Genomic DNA, 16,903 nt, shown 5'->3' with positions numbered 1-16,903 from the left:
ACGCTTGATCAGCGCAGCGGCTGGAGGCGGCCGAGCAGCCCCTGCTTGCTGCGCCGCTCGGCGGCGGTCAGCGGCTCGCTGACGGCGAGGGCCTCGGCGTACCGCTTCGTGAACTCGGCGACCGGCGCCTCCCACTCCTCGGCATCCACCTCGAGCGGCAGGTCCCACACGGGCGCGAGGAGCCCGTGCGCGCGGAACATGCCGGCGAACTTGGTGTTGTCGCCGAGCAGCAGCCCGCCACCCGCCGACAGCCGCGACAGCGCGTCGAGCGCCCGGTCCTCGTCGTCGCCGAGGACGAGCCGGACGTGGGACCGGTCGGTGACGCGGCACCAGTACGTCGCCGGCGCCGCCGACAGGCGCACCGTCGGGAAGATGCTCGCGTTGGCCCGCTCCAGCGACGCCCGCACGTTCGGGTCGTCGGTGGCGTTGTCCTCGAGCCAGAACTCGAAGCCCGTGTGCACGGTGATGTCCAGCGGCGCGTTGACGATCACGTCCTGCAGCCGCGGCCCGACCCCCGGCAGCGCCGGGATGTTGACCGTCTGCCCGGTCGGCGTGTCCAGCGCGCACTGCAGCGCCACGGCCAGATCGCGGGACACGTCCCCGGACTGCACGTGCCGCTGCAGCCCGATGAACACCCGCCCGTCGGGCTTCGTCATCGCCGGCCACGCCATCGGCAGCACGGTGGCGAGAATGACGGGCCGGTCGCCGTACTTCTCGGCCAGCTCAGGCGCCAGCTTCAGCGGCGCCGAGGCGGCCGGCACCAGCTCACGCAGCGCGATCCACTCCGGCTCGTCGGCCAGCCCCTCGAACGGCCGTCCGACGTACACGTCACGGATCTTCTGGCGCTTCTCGCCCTCGGCGGACCGGCCACGGGGGGTTTTCGCTCGCTTGCTCACGGCGACCCAGCCTAGGCGGTCCGAAACCCCCACGGGCAAAGACCCACCACCCCGGGCGCGTCACTCACCCACCAGCGCCACCACCTGACCGACAAGTCGGAAATGTCGCCCAGTCGCACCTGCCACTCGACGACGGTAATCTCGGTTGGACTCTGTACAGCGCCACACCCCCACGCAGACGCACCGACCAGTCGCAGACGGTCACATGCGAAAGGTCAATTAGTTCGGCGGGTGTAAGGTTGCTGTAGATCGGCCAGGCAGCGACCAACCGGCCCGCATCCGCTTCACTCGGCCGCCATTCGGCCACCACCCCTGCCAGCGGCGCCCAGTTCGACGACCTCTCACACCCGCGCGAACTTCGACGACCTTCCGCGCGCACGGCGGCTTCCGCGCTTGTGCGGGAACGCGCGAAGGTGGAAACGCGACGCGTGCGGGAATCTCGACCCAGCACCGACAACCCACTGGTCGGCCGGGCCGGGGCACGTGCAGCGGGTCACCGTCCAGGCGCGCCCGCGCTGGCGGTCCGGCGGCTGGACGGTCCCGCGGCGGTCCGGCGGCTGGACGGTCCCGCGGCCGGATCGCGAACGTCGGGGCCCAGGGGCCGGCCAGTCCGGGAGGCATCGCGGGCGTCGAAACCCTAGGAGTCGACCAGTCCGGGAGGCATCGCGGGTTTCGAGCCCACGGAGTCGCCCAGTCCGGGGACCGGGGTCAGGCTGGCGCCGTCATGCCGCGCGCACGCGCGTGAGGCTGCCGCGCGACAGCGCTGGCAGTGCGAGCGCAGCGAGCATGGGGGTGCGGGTGGGAACCCCCGCCGGGGCCCCGCCGCGAAGCGGTGGGGGGAGTTACAGGGTGGCCCAGACGCATTGGCCTAGGCCGTCGCGTTCGACGCCCCAGTGGGTGGCCAGGGCGGCGACGATGGTCAGGCCGCGGCCGTCGACGGCGTCGGGGGCGGCTACGCGGAGCTCGGGGCCTGCGGGGGAACCGCCGTCAGTCACGCGGATCTCTAGCGTGTCGTCGGGGAGCAGGCGCCACGCTACGCGGATGACGTCGCCGGGGAGGGGGGCGGCGTGGCGGACGGCGTTGCCGACGAGTTCGGCGGCGATGGCGACGGCGTCGTCGAGGCGGTCAGCGGTGACGAGGGTGTCGAGCTCGTGGGCCAGGCGGTGGCGGGCAAGGTGGGCGCCCCGGGCGTGGTGGGGCACCACGACGCACCAGGCGCGCTCCGCGATGGTTGTGGACACGATCTCAAGCCTCCCCGAGGGCATCTGCGTCGGCGCGAGGCAGTCGCACCTCGGCGACGGTCCCGCCGCCTTGGCGTGGACGCAACGATACCCATCCATGTTGACGCTCAACGATCCTACGCACCAGATACAGCCCCAGTCCGACGCCGCCGCGGGTGCGTTGGTCGCCGGTCTCCAGTTGCCAGAAACGCTCGAACGCCCGCTCGACGTGCTCCGGGCGAATGCCGATGCCTCGGTCGGCGATCCTGAACCAGACTGACTGCTCGTCTGCACCCGCGGTCAGATCCGCTTGTACCCAATTCAGTGAGTATTTACCCGCATTCGTGACGAATTCCGTAAGGATCGTAGCGAGGGTGGCGCGCTCACCCAGGGCCTTCGGCAAGGACTGCGGCAGTGAAACGGCCAGCGTGCGGCGCTGCTCCGGGCTCAGATCGTCGACCGCGGTGGTGAGGGTGTCGATCAGGTCGAACGGCAGCAGCGCCGAGGCGTCGCCCGGGGTGGCCTCGTCGCCGACGGCGTTCAGGAGGCGGTCGACGAGCCTGCTGAGCTCGCGGGCGCGCTGGCCGACGACGTACACCGCCTCGCGGCGGGAGCCCTCGTCGAGGGACTCCCAGTGCTCGACGAGCGTGTCGGCGTACCCGCGGATGACGGTGATCGGGGTCCGCAGCTCGTGCCCGGTGAGGGCGATGAACAGGTCCCTGCCGTCGGAGGGCTGGTCGGCCCGGGCGCGGAACGACACCGCGATGTCGGCGGAGCCCGGCACGGTGGCGGCGCGGATCTGAATCCACGTGCCGCAGGCCATCTGATGCTCGACGATCTCGGCGCCGGCGACCGAACCGCCGCTGGTCAAAGGCAACGGGAAGGGCCACGGCTCACCGATCGCGGCCTCGGGTGAGCGCGCGGTGAGCAGGGCGGCGGCGGGGTTCCAGGTGCGCACGAGATGGTCGGCGTCGAGCAGGGCGAACGGCTCCCCCACGGGGTCGAGCACCGGTCCGCCCTCGTGGATCGGCAGGCCCCGCCCCAGGGAGTACTGGAGTCCGACGAGCCCCGCGAGAAAGGCGAGGGCGGCGCGCTCGCCGGCGCCGGCGGTGCCTTCGGTGTCGCGGTAGCCGCCGACGAGCACCCCGACGGCGGTCTTGCCGGCGGTGACCTCGGCGGCGACGAAGCGGTGCAGGCCGCGCCCGCGGAGGTGTTCGCCGCCGACGGTGCCGAGCAGGTCGACGGGGAACTCGCGGACCCTGGACCCGTACTGCAGCAGACCGCGCAGCGTCGGGTGGATGAGGTCGACCGGGCGGCCGAGGGACCAGTCGAGCGCTCCCGCGGCGGCGACGACGCGGCCGCTGTCGTGGCCGTATTCGACGAAGGCCGCCCCTGCCGCGCCGGTCGCGTCGACGGTGACGTCGACGGTGCGCTGGAGTGCGGGGAGCCCGCCGTCACCGGTCGAGAGCTGCTCGGCGATCTCGGCCAGGCCGCCGAACACGGCGGTGGCGTCGACCGGACCGCGAGCATCGACCATGATGCGAGTCTGCCTCCCCACGCTTCGCTTTGAAAGCCCAACGCCCAAACTTCTCGACGTGCGATTCCGGCGACCTTGATAGGCGTGACGACGGATTCCGCAGTGGTCAGTCGCGGGTCAGTCGCGCAGACCCATTTCCTTGAGCCGTTCGATCACGAATGCGGGCCGGTCGGAGATGATGCCGTTGACCTTGAGTTTTACCACCAGGTCGACGTCGTCGGGTTCGTTGACGGTCCACACGTACACGGGGAACCCCCGCCGGTGGAGGCGTTCGACGAGCTCGGGGGAGGCGCGCAGGAGCGAGACCCCGGGGCCGCCGATGCTGCTGCCGGGCGGGAGCCAGCCGATGCGGCTCGGCACGGACCAGACGTCGATGAGCATGACGGTGGGTAGGGCGGGTGCGAGCTGCCGGACCCGGCGCACGGCGTTGGCGGAGAACGACATCATCGTGACGTGGACGGGCTGTTCCTCCCTGGGGCGGTCCAGTCCGTACCGGCGGAGGAGCTTCAGCAGCGCGGTTTCGACGGCGGCGCCGTGGCGGGTGGGGTGTTTCGTCTCGATGAGCAGCCGCATGGGCCGGCTGGCGTCGACGGCGAGGCCGAGGAGCCGGTCGAGGGTGAGGACCCGGCCGCGCCACTGGTCGTCGGCGAGTTTGCGTTCGGTGATGAGCTCGTCGGGTGACTCGGGCAGGTCGGTGCGCCACGAGCCGAAGTCGAAGCGGTCGAGGTCGGCGAGGGTCTGCACGCTGACGCGTCCGCGGCCGTCGCTGGTGCGGTCGATGCGGGAGTCGTGGAGGCAGACGAGGTGGCCGTCGCGGGTCAGCCGGACGTCGCATTCGAGGCCGTCGGCGCCTTCCTCGATGGCGAGGAGGTAGGCGTCGAGGGTGTGTTCCGCGTGCCGGTATGACGAGCCCCGGTGCGCGAACACCCACGGCCGCTCAGGCGACCCGGGGAGCACCGCCGTCCTCGCTCACCATGGGCCGGCCGGCGGCCGCCCAGTCGGACATGCCGCCGTCGAGGTTGGTGGCGCGGGTGAGCCCCTGCTGCTGCAGGTAGGCGACGACCTGCGCGGAGCGGCCGCCGACCCGGCAGACGACGATGACGTCGCGGTCGGCGGGGATCTCCTCGATCCGCGTCGGGATCTGCATCATCGGCAGGTGGTGGGCGTCGGGTGCGTGGCCGGCGGTCCACTCGTCGTCCTCACGGACGTCGAGGAGGTAGGCGTCGGCAGCGACTTCGTCGACCGTGATGGTCGGCACAGCGGATCCCCTGAACACGGTCCCAGCCTATAAGAGGCTCAGATCGGGTTGACCCAGGTGGGGTTCTCCACCGCCCACGAGTCGAGCGAGTCGTTCGTCATCGCGCTGTACAGCGTCTGCGCCTCTTCCAGTGCGACGACGTAGGAGATGCCGCCGATGTCCTGCGGCTCGGACGGCACGGTGAGGCCGACCAGGCTGCTGGGGCGGACGTTGCGCAGCCCGAACATGAGCTCCTCGAGGGCGACGCCGTTGGTGTCGACAGTGAGGGCGCTGCCGATGGCCCGGATGAACTTGTCGAGGGCGATCGGGTTGGTGGTCAGGTTCTGCTGCTGGGCCTTGGCGAGGATGGCGCGAATGAACTTCTGCTGGTTCTTCTGCCGGTCGTAGTCGCCGTTGGCGAGGCTCTTGCGCTGCCGGACCAGGTCGAGGGCCTGCCACGACTCGAGGTGGTGGCAGCCGACGTTGTACACCGCCGGGCGGCCGCCGTGCTCGGGTGACAGGTAGTTGCCCTTGTCGTCGTAGCCGAGGTGGATCGAGGTGACCTTCTGGTCGATGCACATGTCGACGCCGCCGAGGATGTCGACGGCGGCCTTGAAGCCGTCGAAGTTGACGATGGCGGCGCCGTCGAAGTGGATGCCGAGCAGTTCGGTGAGGGTTTCGGCGAGGAGCTGGACGCCGCCCGTGCCGCCGCCGCCGTACTGGAACGCGCCGTTGATCTTCTCGTGGCTGGCGCCGCGGAACCCGGTGGGCTCGAACGCGGGGATCTTCACGCGCAGGTCGCGGGGGATCGACAGCAGGTACGCCCGGTCGAGGCTGGCCGGGATGTGCACGATGATGATCGAGTCGGAGCGCTGCCCGTCCTCGGGGTCCTTGGCCCGCAGGTCGGAGCCGAGGAGCAGGAAGTTGAGCGGGCCGGTGATGGCGCTGCGGCGCTCTTCCTTCTTGTCGTCGTTGCCGGCGCGGGAGTTGGCGCCGAGGAGCTTCTCCTGGTGGACGCTGTTGCTGTACCGGCTGGCGAGGACCTGCGAGCCGGTGACGGCGGTGGCGGAGACGAGGACGAGGATCGCGCCGACGACGACGAGGAGCTTGGCCCAGATGGGGTCGCGTCCGGGCAGGGCGGCCTTGCGGGCCTTGCGCTTCTGCCTGCGGGTGAGGGGCTTCGCGGCGGCGGCGACGTCCGGTGCCGCACTGTCGGCGTTTTCGGCAGGTGTACCGGCATCGCCGGCGTCACCGTCCGCTTCACCGGAGGCGGTCTCCTCGGAGGAGCCGGAGGCGGCGGTCTCGGAAGCAGCGGTCTCGGAAGCAGCGGTCTCGGAAGCGCCGGAGGCGGCGGTCTCCTCAGCGGCGCCTTCCTCGGCATCACCAGAGGCGGCGGCCTTCTCTGAAGCGGGCGCGGATGCAGAGGCGGCGGCCTCGCCTGAATCGCCGGACACGGAGGCAGGTTCGCCGGAAGAATCCGACATATCCGGACCCGCGGAGGTAACGGCGGGGGGAACTTCGTCGGCCGCGCGCGAGGACGTGTCACTCGAAGTCGCGTCAACCGACGCCGCCGGCCCTTCCTCAGGCTTCACCGGCGGATCCTGGTCCTGCTGCATGTCGCCCCCGACTGCGTGCCCGCACGGCGGCGGGGATTTATCCGAGTCTACGTTCGCGGCGGGGATCGTGCCGACCAGCGTCACTGCACAAGATCCGAAGAGATCCCACCAATCAGGCGTTTTCTACTCGGTCAAGGGCGACTCCTGCAATGAGATCTTTACGACAGCCCGGGCATGCAACCCCACAGGTGGGGAGACATGCCCGGGATGCCGGAATAATCACTTCTTGGTGGTCGCCTTCGTTGACGGGGGCGCCGAGCCGCTCGCGGCGGGCTTCGGGGCGTTGGTGGCGGCCCAGTCCGCCATCTTGTCGGTGCGGATCGCGGTGTAGAGCGCCTCGGCCTTCGCCTTGTTGGGCACGACCACGTCCTCACCGTTGATCTTCTTGCTGCCGTCGTGCGGGCTGACCAGGAACGTCAGGTCGTCGCTGCGCAGGTTGCGGAACTGCAGGGCCATGTCGGCGAGCGAGAAGTCCTTGTCGACGGTCATCGCCTTGGTGATCGCCTTGAGGAAGGAGTTGAGCTTCGACGGGTTGCTGACGGTGCCGGAGCTGACCGCCTTGTCGAGGATCGCCTTCATCATCTGCTGCTGGTGGCGCATGCGGGCGAAGTCGCCGTCGGGGAACTGGTAGCGCTGCCGGGCGTAGTCGAGGGCCTCGTCGCCGTTGAGGTGGTTCATGCCCTTCTTGAACTTGCGCTTCGGCGGGTGGACGGAGGTGATGTCGGACTCGATGTTCATGTCGATGCCACCGAGGGCGTCGATGACCTGCTTGAAGCCGCCGAAGTCGATGAGCAGCACGTGGTCCAGGCGGACGTTGGTGTACTTCTCGATCGTCTCGACGGTCAGCGGCGTGCCACCCCAGGAGAACGACGCGTTGAGCTTGGCGTTGGTGTCGCCGTACGGCGTCGACTTGCTCTTGGGGACGTACACGTACAGGTCGCGGGGCATGGAGACCAGGTACGCCTTGTCGTGGCTCGCCGGGATGTGCATCACGATCATGGTGTCGGTCCGCCACTCGCCGGCCTTGCCCTTGTTGTCGGGGTCGCGGGAGTCGCTGCCGAGCAACAGGATGTTGAGCGCGCCGTCGGCGACCTTGGCGGGCCGGCCGTTGGTGATCTCCGAGAACGGGTCGTCGCGCTGCAGCCCCGCGTCGACGTAGCGGTAGTAGGCGTAGGCGCCGACGCCGGCGAGCAGCGCGAGGACCATGATCGCGGCGCCGGAGACGAGCGCGATGCGCCCCCAGCGGGGACGGATCTTCTTGCGGCCGGGGTATTCGTTGCCGCCGGGCCGCCGGGGCGGGACGGCCCCGCCACCGCCGCCACCGCCGCCGGAGCGGGAGGTGGACCCTGAGGCGGGCCGGCCGTAGACGCCTGACGACGACGCCGGGCTGGTCGGTGTGGAGGCGCCGGTGACGCGCGCACGCGCTCCCGCGCTGGGCGGGAGCGAGTTGGGCACTGAGGCGCGACCCGACGAGCCGTTCGAGGCAGGCGTGGTGGACATGAAAACCACGATACGAACCTCCGGCCGCTCCGCCACGCAACTCGGGCGGGCGCGGCACGAAGCGGGGAGAGTCAGCGGCTGCGGAAGTACTCCACGGTGCGCCGCAGGCCCTCCTCGGGGCTGACGGACGGCTCGTATCCGAGCAGCTCACGCGCCTTGGTGAGGTCGGGGCGGCGGCGCTCGGGGTCGTCGGCGGTGCGGGGCAGCAGGGACACGGTCGACGTGCTGTCGGATAGCCGCACGATCGTGTCGGCGAGCTCCAGCATGGTCATCTCGTGCTCGGTGCCGCAGTTGACGGGGCCGGTCTCGCCGGAGTCGAGCAGGAGGAGGATGCCGCGGACCAGGTCCGACACGTGGCAGATGGACCGGGTCTGGGTGCCGGAGCCGTGGACGGTGATCGGCTCGCCGCGCAGCGCCTGCGAGATGAACGTGGGGATGGCGCGGCCGTCGTCGGGGCGCATGCGTTCCCCGTACGTGTTGAAGATCCGCACGATGCCGACGTCGGCGCCCCGGCCGCGCTGGTAGCCCATGGTGGCGGCCTCGGAGAAGCGCTTGGCCTCGTCGTACACGCTGCGGATGCCGATCGGGTTGACGTTGCCCCAGTAGGTCTCCGGCTGCGGGTGGACGAGCGGGTCGCCATACGCCTCGGACGTGGACGCCATCACGAAGCGGGCGCCGTCGGCGACGGCACGCTCGAGCAGCTGGAGGGTGGCGATCGAGCCGACCCGGAGGATCTCGACGGGCAGCAGTTGGAAGTCGGTGGGGCTGGCCGGCGACGCGAAGTGCATGATCGCGTCGAACCTGGCGCTGAGGGCGTCGACGGCCGGCAGCGGCTCGCTGACGTCGGCCTCGACGAGCGTGAATCGAGGGTGGTCGACCAGGTGGGCGACGTTGTCCTTACTGCCCGTGACGAAGTTGTCGAGCACGACGACGTGCGCCCCGCGGGCGATCAAGGCGTCAGCGAGGTGCGAGCCGACGAACCCGGCACCACCGGTGAGGAGGATGCGGTGTCCCTCGCCGTAACGCTGCGCAACAACGACCATGAGACCAGCCTAGCGGCAGTGCGCCGGGGTCAGGGAATCGGCGGTACCCCGACCCCGGCGCACTACATCCGGTGGGCGCCGGCTCCCGGGAGAGCCGGCGCCTGCGACTAGTGGGCGCCGGCTCCGGTGAGGGAGCGGGCCTCCAGCTCGGCGAACTTGTCCGGGTCGCGTTCCTTGCTGGTGAGGGCGCCGAGCGCGGCGAAGATGAACCCGATCGGGATCGAGATCAGGCCCGGGTTCTCCAGCGGGATGGGCGCCGGGGTGGTGCAGCTGAACAGGGCCGTCGCGTTGGAGACCTCTTTCGACTTCACGTCGACGCCGCAGGTCTTGGCCTGCGCGGCGTTGAGGGTCGCCGGGGTGCGGGCGTCGCTGACGCCGCCCCACGCGATGGGGCTCATGAGCACGATGCCGACGGCGGAGATGAGGCCGGCGTAGATGCCCCAGGTCGCGCCGCGGGTGTTGAACTTCTTCCAGAAGAGGGAGAAGAGGATCGCCGGCAGGTTCGCCGACGCCGCGATGGCGAATGCGAGCGCCACGAGGAACGCGACGTTGAGGTTGCGGGCGAAGATGCCGAGGACGATCGCGACGGCGCCGATGACGAACGCGGAGTACCGCGCGACGACGACCTCCTGCCGTTCGGTGGTCTGCCCGCGCTTGATCACGTTGGCGTACAGGTCGTGCGCCAGCGACGACGACGACGCGAGGGTGAGCCCGGCGACGACGGCGAGGATGGTGGCGAAGGCGACCGCGGCGATGATGGCGAGCAGCAGCGAGCCGCCGAAGTCGCCGCCGAGGTACCGCTTGCCGAGGACTTCGGCGAGCTGCGGTGCGGCGGTGTTGCCGCCGGGGTCCTGGGCGAGGATCGCCTGGCGGCCGACGAGCGCGGCGGCGCCGAAGCCGAGGGCGAGCGTCATCAGGTAGAAGACGCCGATGATGCCGATGGCCCAGACGACGCTCTTGCGGGCGGCCTTGGCGTTGGGCACCGTGTAGAAGCGGATCAGGATGTGCGGCAGGCCGGCAGTGCCGAGCACGAGCGCGAGGCCCAGCGAGATCAGGTCGAGCTTGCTGGCGAGGGTGGCGGCGGCGTTGCCGGCGATGTCGCGGCCGTAGCGCAGGCCGGGCTGCAGGAACGACTCCGGCGGGGTCCGGCCGGACTTGGCGGCGGCGTCGCCGAGCAGCGTCGACAGGTTGAACTTGTACGCGGCGAACACCATCAGCGTCAGCAGCAGGGCGCCGAGCATGAGCATGAACGCCTTGACGATCTGGACGTAGGTGGTGCCCTTCATGCCGCCGACGGTCACGTAGACGATCATCAGCACGCCGATGAGGGCGATGGTGACGATCTTCGCGGTCTCCGCGGTCATGCCCATGAACGTGTCGCCGGCCTTGATGCCGAGCAGGAGGGCGACGAGGGCGCCGGCGCCGACCATCTGCGCCAGCAGGTAGAAGATCGACACGATGATCGTGGAGATCGAGCCGGCGGTGCGGACGGGTGCCTGCCGCATCCGGAACGCGAGGACGTCGGCCATCGTGTAGCGGCCCGAGTTGCGCATGAGCTCGGCGACCAGCAGCAGCGCGACGAGCCAGGCGACGAGGAAGCCGATCGAGTACAGGAAGCCGTCGTAGCCGTTGAGGGCGATGATGCCGGCGATGCCGAGGAAGCTCGCCGCCGACATGTAGTCGCCGCCGATCGCCATGCCGTTCTGGAAGCCGGTGAAGGACCGGCCGCCGGCGTAGAAGTCGGCGGCGCTCTTCGTCTGCCGGCTGGCCCAGATGGTGATCGCGAGGGTGGCCGCGACCAGGACGACGAACAGCGTGAGCGTCAGCGTCCGGGTGGTGGTCGCCCCTACCGCGAGGGTGACGTCGTTCATTCGGGGCTCCCTTCGATCTTGGCACGCAGCTCGTCGGCGAGGGGGTCGACGCGACGGTCGGCGTAGCGGGTGTACAGCCAGGCGATGAGGAACGTCGACACGAACTGCAGCAGCCCGAAGATCAACGCGATATTGATGTGCCCGACGACCTTCGTGCTCATGAAGTCGCGGGCGTACGCGGAGAGCAGCACGTAGAGCGCGTACCAGACGAGGAACGCGGCGGAGACGGGGAAGACGAAGCGACGCAGGGCGCGGCGCAACGCGTCGAACTCCGGGGTGTTGGCGACGGCGACGTACCGGTTGTCGTCCGTGCCGGCCGGCACCGGCGTTTCGGTGCTCATGGGGGGATCACCACCTGCCATTGGGGTGTGGGTACGCGCACGGTAGGAACCCGCCGCGCGGCGGTGATAGATCCCTGGGCGGGCCCGGCGGCCCGCTGCGCCCAACGGCGGGTTCGGTGCGCCGAGTGACAGCGGTCACACCGTTTAACGGCTTGAATGCGTCGCGGCGGCGCCTGGGGGTCGGTGGGGTGGGGCGGTTGGCAAGAGCGTCTATATCGAGGTGTACCGACCCCGGTGGTGGAGCAGGGGCTTCGCCGCGGTGTCGCTCAGGTCGACGTGGCGGATGGTCGCCTCGACGAGCAGCGACCAGCCGAACGCCCGGGCACCGTCGAGCCCGCAGCCGGCCCACGGGTAGCCGCGCGGGACCGGCCCGAACTCCGTGGACTCCCAGTCGCCGGTCGAGAAGAGCCCGCCGGGCGCGGGCATGAGCCCCGCGAACCGCTCGGCGAGCTGGTTGTCGCCCTCGGCGAGCGGCACGACCGCGAACCGGCCGGACGCCTCGATCGCCGTCCACAGGTCGCTCTCGTCGTCGACCAGCCCGGCGACCCGGCCCGGGTCGCCGTCGGAGACCAGCATCGACGACACGGTCAGCCCGGCGGGCGCGCCGGCGCCGGCCGAGGTCCACAGCGTCACCGCGGCCGGGAGGCGCCCGCGGAGCCGCCGCAGCGGCGAGCGCTGGTCGTCCGGTGTGGCGAACGGATCCGAGGCGTGGATGCTCACCGGCTCATTGTCCGCTGTCTCCGGACACGGACCCGGAGGAACCCTCCGTACGGCCGGCGCCCGCCCCGGCATGGCCGGCGCCGCGCGGTGTGACCGCCCCCGCAGGCGCCCGCTCAGGGGTGATCGGCGACGGGCCTCACGTGGGGGGCTACGCCCGCTTCGGGGTGACGGCGACGAGGACCTCCGGGGCGCGCCGCTCCAGCAGGCTCCCGGCGAGGCGGGTGCCGGTCCAGGCGAGCCCGGACCCCCACAGCAGCCCGACCGGCAGCAGCACCCACGCGAACGCGTCGGGGAGCAGGAAGAACGCGACGATCAGCGGCGCCGTCAGCGCCCAGGTGGCGAGCATGCAGACGAAGGACAGCATGCTCTTCGCGCTGCCCTGGCCGGTGTTCATCGCGAACGGGTTGGTGGTGTCGGGCATCGGGTAGGGCGCGAGCACCGACGTGATGCCGGCGGCGCCGACGGAGATGCCGAACGCGCACAGGCCGACGCCGAGCGCCGCGGGCAGCTGGTCGGTGTGGCCGGCGATCACCGACACGACGACGGTGCCGGCGGCCAGCAGCGGGAACGCGAGGATGCCGACGCCGGCGGCGCGGGCCGCGAGCTCGACCTGGCCGGGGACGTTCGTGAGCATGTGCAGCGCGTAGGCGGTGCCGTCGTTGCCGAACTGGTTCACCAGTACCAGACCGACGAACGCGCCGGCGAACAGCAGGGAGAACACGAGGGCGCCGCCGCTCATGCCGGCGCTCTGCCGGGCCGCTTCCTGCTCGTCGGAGCCGCCGCCGAAGCCGAACGTGAACGCGAACGGCACGACGATGGACGCGGCGAGCAGCGAGATCAGGCTGGCGCGGCGGCGCGGGTCGCGGAACCAGTAGCGGATCTCCCGGGCGACGAGGCCGGTGAACCGGCCGGCGGGCCAGGACCGCAGGACGCCCGGCAGGAACGCCCGGACGGGCAGCTTGTCGATGGCCTTGACCTTCTTCGCCGCGCCGGTCGAGGCGGTGCCGAGCATCGCGGACTCGATCGTCTGCAGCCACCACCACAGCAGCGCGGCGACCCCGGCGACCCCGATCGCGAGGCGGGCCGCGACGAGCGCCCAGTCGCCCTCGATCGCGTCGACGTAGGCGACGAACGGCGCCGCGAGGGGCGTCCACGACAGGACGCCGCCGATCGTGGTGGCCTGCTTGGACTCGCCGTTCTCGACCAGGGCGAAGATCAGCTGGAAGACCGGGTTGCAGGAGATGCCGGCGAGGGCGATCAGCAGCGCCGCCAGGTCCCGGACCTTCCGCGAGCGGAGCATGCCCGCGAACGCGCTGGTGACGGCGCGGCTCGCGGCGACGCACACGGCGAGGCCGAGGGCGGCGCCGAGGACGGCGACGGCACCCGCGGCGACGCCGCCGTCGAAGACCGCGCCGACGGTGGCGCCGAGCGCGGCGAGCAGGGTGACGACGGGTGGGATGCCGACGAACGCGGCGCCGAGCATGCCGAGCGCGAGGGTGCGGCGGGGCACGGGCAGCAACGCGAACCTTGCCGGGTCGAGGGTCTCGTCGACGCCGAAGAACAGCAGCGGCACCAGGATCCAGGCGAGGACGAGTCCGGTGCCGGCGAACGCGGCGAGGGTCGGGCGCAGGTTGTCGTCGGTGAGGCTGCTGGCGGCGAACATGCTCACCCCGACGAACGCGGCCCACAGCCCGAAGATGATGCCGAGGACGAACAGCCAGACGCGGGACTTCTTGCCCCGCATCGTGTTGCGCAGGATGCGCAGCTTCAGCCGGACGAAGTCGGTGACCTTCGGGGCGCCGCCGCGGATCGGCTCGGGCCGCGCCGCGAGCACCCCGTCGTCAGGTGCCGCACGTGGCTGGGGGACGTGCGGCTCGGGGGTCACAGCCACGACAGCTCCGCGCCCGTCGCGACCCGGCCGCCGACGACGTCGACGAACACGTCCTCGAGCTCCCGGCCGCCCTTCACCTGCTCGGTGGTGCCGACGACCTTGATCTGGCCGTCGGCGAGGATGGCGATGTGGGTGCAGAGCCGCTCCACGACCTCCATCACGTGGCTGGAGAAGATCACGGTGCCGCCGTTTCGCACGTACCGGATGAGGATGTCGCGGATGAGAGCGGCGGAGACCGGGTCGACGGCTTCGAAGGGCTCGTCGAGGACCAGCAGCCGCGGCGCGTGCAGCAGCGCGCAGGCCAGGCCGATCTTCTTCTTCATGCCGGCGGAGTAGTCGACGACGAGGGTGCGGCCGGCGTCGGCGAGGCCGAGGACGTCGAGCAGCTCGGCGGCGCGGCCGTCGATGACGTCCTGCGGCAGGCCGCGCAGCAGGCCCGTGTAGGCGAGCAGCTCGCTGCCGGTGAGCCGGTCGAACATGCGGGCCGAGTCGGTCAGCGCGCCGAGGCGGCGTTTCGCCTCGACGGGGTCGGACCAGACGTCGTGGCCGAGGACATACGCGTGGCCGGCGTCGGGGCGCAGCAGCCCGACCGCCATCGACAGCGACGTCGTCTTGCCGGCGCCGTTGGGCCCCAGCAGGCCGAAGAACGACCCGGTCGGCACGTCGAGGTCGACGCCGGCGACCGCGACCTTCTGGTCGAATCGTTTGGACAGCCCCCGCAGCGCGAGAGCCGAGGAAGGCTCGCGATCTGTCACAACATGACCGTATGTCACGCCAGCACCGCCCGCCAGGGTGGTCACATCCGCAGCGCGTCCGGCGCATGCAGGCGGAGCATGATCGCGCCGAGGTCCTTGGGCAGGCGCTGCCGGGTGAGCAGCGAGACGGTGATCATGACCAGGAAGGCGAGCGGCACGCTCCACGCGGCCGGCTGGGTGGTCAGCACGCCCGCCCAGCCCGGCAGCGGCCCGCCGAGCACCGTGAGCAGCACCGCGCCGGCCGCGGCGCCCCCGCCGGCGACGATCCCGGCGGCCGCGCCGATCCCGGTCAGGCCGCGCCACCAGATGCCGAGGACGAGCAGCGGGCAGAAGCTGGACGCGGCGACGGCGAACGCGAGGCCGACGACCTGCGACACGTCGAGGCTCGCGACGAACAGGGCGAGCAGCAGCGGCACGACCCCGGCGACGAGCGCGGAGCGGCGGAAGTCGCGGACCGAGCCGTGGCCGAGCACGTCGGTGGACAGGACCCCGGCGACGCTCGTGAGCAGCCCCGACGACGCCGACAGGAACGCCGCGAACGCGCCCGCAGCGACGAGCGCGCTGAGCAGCTGGCCGGTGAGGCCGCCGCCGAGCGCCGCCGACGGCAGGAGCAGCACCACCGCGTCGGTGTTGCCGGTCATCAGCAGCTGCGGCGTGTATACGCGGCCGAGCACCCCGTACAGGGTCGGGGTCAGGTAGAAGACGCCGACGAGCCCGAGGACGACGAGTGTGGTGCGGCGGGCGGCGGCGCCGTCGGCGTTGGTGTAGAAGCGGACCAGCACGTGCGGTAGGCCCATCGTGCCGAGGAACGTGGCGAGGATCAGCGAGTACGTCGCGAACAGCCCCTGCGAGTGGTCGCCGGGCAGCAGCCAGTCCGTCGGCGACTCGGCGGAGACGGCGGCGACCTTCGGTACCGACGCGGCCGCCGGGAATTCGATGGCGGTGTCCGGGTCCGCGTCGTGCTCGCCGACCGTGAGCAGCACGGCGCCGTCGACGGCGGCCCCGTCGATCCGGCCGTGCGCGGTGACCGGCGTCTGGACGGTGACGATCAACCGGGTCGGGTGGTCGACGGTGACGGTCGTCACGGCCGGGAACGTCGGGCCGTCCGGCGCGGTGAGGGCGGGCCGGCCGTCGGACTGCCACTGCATGAGCAGGAACACGAACGGCACGGCGAGGGCGGTGAGCTTCAGCCAGTACTGGAACGCCTGCACGAACGTGATGGACCGCATCCCGCCGAGCGCGACGTTCAGGGTGACGACGACGCCGACGAGCAGCGCCCCCAGCGCGTACGGGGCGCCGGTCACCGTCTGCAGGGTCAGACCGGCGCCCTGCAGCTGCGGCACGAGGTAGAGCCAGCCGATGAACATGACGAACGCGGTCGCGAGCTTGCGCAGCCGCTTCGAGCGGAGCCTGACCTCGCAGAAGTCGGGGAGGGTGAACGCGCCCGAGCGGCGCAGCGGGGCGGCGACGAAGAGCAGCAGCGCCAGGTAGCCGGCGGCGAACCCGACCGGGTACCAGAGGACGTCGACGCCGTGCTTGAGGATGAGGCCGGCGACGCCGAGGAAGCTGGCGGCCGACAGGTACTCGCCGCTGATCGCGGCCGCGTTCCAGGTCGGGCTGACCATGCGGGACGCCACGAGGAAGTCGGAGGTCGTGCGGGCGAACCGCAGCCCGTAGAGACCGATGGCGACGGTGACGAGGGTGACCGCGATGACCGCGATGACCGAAGGCAGCCCAAAAGCACTCATGCCGCCGCTTCCGCTGCGCTCCAGCGTCGGCCTGAGCCGACCTGATCCCATGATGAGCGGGCCGAGCCGCTCCGCTGCCCGCTCATGGCTGCTGGTGGGACCTGTCCTCGACCAGCGCGACGAACTCGGCCTCGTTGCGTTCGGCGAGGCGGACGTAGGCGTACCCGATGGCGAACAGGAACGGGTAGGCGGCGACCCCGAGCAGCAGCCACGGCACCGAGATCCCGAACAGGTGCGCCCTGCCGAGCGCGGGCGCGGCCGCGAACAGCAGCGGCAGCCCGCCGAGCCCGACCGCGACGACCGCCGCGAGCCGCACCGCGACGGCCAGCTGGGCGCGCACGAGCCCGCGGGCGAGGGCGGCCCCGACCGGGCTCTGCTCCTCCAGCTCCGCGCGGGTGCGGGCGGGGTCGATGGGGGCGCGGGCGACGTCACCGAGCACCACGCGGACCCGCGGGGTGGGTGGCTCCATGTCCCGCAGTCTCGCAACGAGCGTGAATCAAGTGCAAGGGGGCCGACACCCCCCGTTTG

General features: G+C 71.3%; 14 protein-coding genes and 2 pseudogenes. All 16 read right to left on the bottom strand.

The window, feature by feature from the left end:
* Positions 1 to 8 precede the first annotated feature (8 nt).
* Complete coding sequence (locus tag ABD332_RS07260) at positions 9 to 896, bottom strand: DUF5926 family protein (RefSeq protein WP_344500922.1); 888 nt, start codon at positions 894 to 896, stop codon at positions 9 to 11.
* 842 nt (positions 897 to 1,738) lie between these two features.
* Complete coding sequence (locus tag ABD332_RS07255) at positions 1,739 to 2,137, bottom strand: ATP-binding protein (RefSeq protein WP_344500920.1); 399 nt, start codon at positions 2,135 to 2,137, stop codon at positions 1,739 to 1,741.
* A 4-nt stretch (positions 2,138 to 2,141) separates the two neighbouring features.
* On the bottom strand, positions 2,142 to 3,653 hold the full coding sequence (locus ABD332_RS07250; protein WP_344500918.1) for a sensor histidine kinase: 1,512 nt from the start codon (positions 3,651 to 3,653) through the stop codon (positions 2,142 to 2,144).
* Positions 3,654 to 3,770: 117 nt separating this feature from the next.
* A complete protein-coding gene (locus tag ABD332_RS07245) occupies positions 3,771 to 4,580 on the bottom strand; it encodes a glycerophosphodiester phosphodiesterase (RefSeq protein ID WP_344500916.1) in 810 nt (269 codons plus the stop codon).
* Positions 4,581 to 4,590: 10 nt separating this feature from the next.
* Positions 4,591 to 4,929 (bottom strand): rhodanese-like domain-containing protein, encoded by a 339-nt coding sequence (locus ABD332_RS07240; protein ID WP_425552141.1) that lies wholly within the window; start codon positions 4,927 to 4,929, stop codon positions 4,591 to 4,593.
* Positions 4,930 to 4,949: 20 nt separating this feature from the next.
* The gene (locus ABD332_RS07235; protein WP_344500912.1) at positions 4,950 to 6,344 is read right to left on the bottom strand and encodes an LCP family protein; all 1,395 of its coding nucleotides are present in this window, start codon (positions 6,342 to 6,344) and stop codon (positions 4,950 to 4,952) included.
* Positions 6,345 to 6,725: 381 nt separating this feature from the next.
* Complete coding sequence (locus ABD332_RS07230) at positions 6,726 to 8,006, bottom strand: LCP family protein (RefSeq protein WP_344500910.1); 1,281 nt, start codon at positions 8,004 to 8,006, stop codon at positions 6,726 to 6,728.
* A gap of 71 nt (positions 8,007 to 8,077) precedes the next feature.
* Entirely contained in the window at positions 8,078 to 9,049 is a 972-nt protein-coding gene (locus ABD332_RS07225) for a UDP-glucuronic acid decarboxylase family protein (protein ID WP_344500908.1), read from the bottom strand.
* Positions 9,050 to 9,156: 107 nt separating this feature from the next.
* A complete protein-coding gene (locus ABD332_RS07220) occupies positions 9,157 to 10,920 on the bottom strand; it encodes a solute symporter family protein (protein ID WP_344500906.1) in 1,764 nt (587 codons plus the stop codon).
* The gene (locus ABD332_RS07215) at positions 10,917 to 11,261 is read right to left on the bottom strand and encodes a DUF485 domain-containing protein (protein WP_344500904.1); all 345 of its coding nucleotides are present in this window, start codon (positions 11,259 to 11,261) and stop codon (positions 10,917 to 10,919) included. Before ABD332_RS07215 ends, ABD332_RS07220 begins: the two co-directional genes overlap by 4 nt.
* A 210-nt stretch (positions 11,262 to 11,471) precedes the next feature.
* Entirely contained in the window at positions 11,472 to 12,053 is a 582-nt protein-coding gene (locus tag ABD332_RS07210; RefSeq protein ID WP_344500902.1) for a flavin reductase family protein, read from the bottom strand.
* Between the two features lie 76 nt (positions 12,054 to 12,129).
* Entirely contained in the window at positions 12,130 to 13,872 is a 1,743-nt protein-coding gene (locus tag ABD332_RS07205) for an ABC transporter permease (protein WP_344500900.1), read from the bottom strand.
* On the bottom strand, positions 13,863 to 14,627 hold the full coding sequence (locus ABD332_RS07200; protein WP_344500898.1) for an ABC transporter ATP-binding protein: 765 nt from the start codon (positions 14,625 to 14,627) through the stop codon (positions 13,863 to 13,865). The genes ABD332_RS07205 and ABD332_RS07200 overlap by 10 nt, the downstream gene beginning before the upstream one ends.
* Before the next feature lie 41 nt (positions 14,628 to 14,668).
* Positions 14,669 to 15,553, bottom strand: a pseudogene (locus ABD332_RS60015) (sodium:solute symporter family transporter); the annotation flags it as partial.
* Between the two features lie 122 nt (positions 15,554 to 15,675).
* Positions 15,676 to 16,375, bottom strand: a pseudogene (locus tag ABD332_RS60010) (sodium:solute symporter family transporter); the annotation flags it as partial.
* Positions 16,376 to 16,457: 82 nt separating this feature from the next.
* Complete coding sequence (locus ABD332_RS07190) at positions 16,458 to 16,844, bottom strand: hypothetical protein (RefSeq protein ID WP_344500894.1); 387 nt, start codon at positions 16,842 to 16,844, stop codon at positions 16,458 to 16,460.
* Positions 16,845 to 16,903: the final 59 nt, after the last annotated feature.

Source organism: Dactylosporangium maewongense, from assembly GCF_039531485.1.
GTDB classification, from domain to species: Bacteria; Actinomycetota; Actinomycetes; order Mycobacteriales; family Micromonosporaceae; genus Dactylosporangium; species Dactylosporangium maewongense.
The sequence above is the reverse complement of the archived record's forward strand: the minus strand, read 5'-3'. Positions and strand labels throughout refer to the sequence as shown.

Excerpts from the sequence above, each read along its gene's own strand:
- ABD332_RS07250 (WP_344500918.1), bottom strand. The coding sequence starts at position 3,653 with ATGGTCGATGCTCGCGGTCCGGTCGACGCCACCGCCGTGTTCGGCGGC.
- ABD332_RS07230 (WP_344500910.1), bottom strand. The coding sequence starts at position 8,006 with ATGTCCACCACGCCTGCCTCGAACGGCTCGTCGGGTCGCGCCTCAGTG.
- ABD332_RS07225 (WP_344500908.1), bottom strand. The coding sequence starts at position 9,049 with ATGGTCGTTGTTGCGCAGCGTTACGGCGAGGGACACCGCATCCTCCTC.
- ABD332_RS07220 (WP_344500906.1), bottom strand. The coding sequence starts at position 10,920 with ATGAACGACGTCACCCTCGCGGTAGGGGCGACCACCACCCGGACGCTG.
- ABD332_RS07215 (WP_344500904.1), bottom strand. The coding sequence starts at position 11,261 with ATGAGCACCGAAACGCCGGTGCCGGCCGGCACGGACGACAACCGGTAC.
- ABD332_RS07210 (WP_344500902.1), bottom strand. The coding sequence starts at position 12,053 with ATGCCGGGGCGGGCGCCGGCCGTACGGAGGGTTCCTCCGGGTCCGTGT.
- ABD332_RS07190 (WP_344500894.1), bottom strand. The coding sequence starts at position 16,844 with ATGGAGCCACCCACCCCGCGGGTCCGCGTGGTGCTCGGTGACGTCGCC.